Source organism: Porphyromonas sp. CAG:1061 (genome assembly GCF_000435035.1).
GTDB classification, from domain to species: domain Bacteria; phylum Bacteroidota; class Bacteroidia; order Bacteroidales; family Porphyromonadaceae; genus Porphyromonas_A; species Porphyromonas_A somerae.
The window spans coordinates 24,355-25,908 of sequence record NZ_HF988916.1 but is presented as its reverse complement, the minus strand read 5'-3'; the positions used below and the strand labels follow the sequence as shown (position 1 = coordinate 25,908).

Genomic DNA, 1,554 nt, shown 5'->3' with positions numbered 1-1,554 from the left:
GAGCCGGTGGTGTCTTTGCACCTAGTCTCTTTGTGGGTGCACTGGTGGGCTTTGCCTTTAGCTATGTAATGAATATCTCGGGTCTCAATATCTACCTCCCTACCGACAACTTTGCCCTCATGGGCATGGCGGGGGTAATGGCAGGGGTGATGCATGCCCCGCTGACGGGTACCTTCCTCATCGCTGAGCTGACAGGTGGGTACAATCTATTTCTCCCCCTTCTGGTGGTCTCCACCACTGCCTATGGTACGATCAAACTCTTCCTACCCCACAGTATCTACTCGCTACGGTTGGCGGAGGAGGGGAAACTGCTGACGCACAATAAGGATAAGGCGGTGATGACGCTGATGCAGGTGGATCACGTGATTGAAAACGACTTTAGCATCCTTTCGCCCGACATGACGCTGGGCGATACGGTGCGTATCTTTGGCGAGAGTAAGCGCAATATTTTCCCAGTGGTGAATGACAAGGGACGTATGGTGGGGATGGTGCTACTGGATAATATCCGCAACATCATGTTCCGACCCGAGCTCTACGACCGCTTCAAGGTGGCGACCTTTATGGTTTCGCCCGAAGCACGTGTGGTGGTGGGGATGAGTATGGATGAGGTGATGAAGCTCTTTGATGATACGAGGGCTTGGAACCTCCCTGTGGAGGATGAGGAGGGGAAGTATCTCGGCTTTGTCTCTAAGTCGCAGATATTCAACCAATACCGCGAGGTACTGAATGATAACTTTGGAGGAGATTAAGAATAAGATGAAGATAGTATATTTCGGAACTCCCGACTTTGCCAGCTATATCCTACAGTATATCCTTGAGCAAGGGGCAGAGGTGGTAGGAGTGGTGACCAATCCCGATAAGCCGGCTGGGCGAGGGCATAAGCTACGTCCTTCGGCAGTGAAGGAGGTGGCGATGAAGTATTGCCCTAACGTGCCTATCCTACAGCCTGAGAACTTACGTGACGAAGGGTTTCATGCCGAGCTCAAGGCACTCGGTGCCGACCTATTTATTGTGATTGCCTTTAGGATGCTCCCCCGTGAGGTGTGGGCGATGCCCCGCTTGGGGACGTTTAACCTCCACGCCTCTCTACTCCCGCAGTATCGAGGTGCGGCACCTATTCAGCATGCGATCCTCAATGACGAGAAGGAGACGGGAGTGACTACCTTTCTCCTGAATGAGGGCATTGATGAGGGCAATATTTTGCTACAAGAAAAGATTGCCATCACTATCGAGGAGACAGGGGGCTCGCTCCACGATAAGTTGATGCAACTGGGTGCGGAGGTGACCTTTAAAACTATACAGGGGCTGGAACAAGGGACGCTCTCCCCTAAGCCTCAACCAAAGGTGGAGGGGCTTCGCTATGCCACGAAGATATTTAAGGAGGACCGGCTCCTCAGCTTTCAGCAAGAATCGGCACACGCTATAGCTCTACGGATTAGGGCTATGAGCCCCTACCCCTCGGCGATTGCTACACTGGGGGAGGAGGAGATCAAGGTCTTCAAGGCAACCCCTTGCCCTTCGCTACAAGGGCTACAGCCCGGGGAGTATCGGGTG

At 53.2% G+C, this 1,554-nt stretch carries 2 protein-coding genes; both read left to right on the top strand.

Annotated elements, in window-relative coordinates; all coding sequences use genetic code 11:
• A partial coding sequence (locus QVO39_RS05040; RefSeq protein ID WP_288171787.1) for a chloride channel protein occupies positions 1-749 on the top strand: 749 nt, incomplete at its 5' end.
• Positions 750-756: 7 nt separating this feature from the next.
• On the top strand, positions 757-1,554 hold a 798-nt coding region (gene fmt / locus QVO39_RS05035), incomplete at its 3' end, for a methionyl-tRNA formyltransferase (RefSeq protein WP_288171786.1).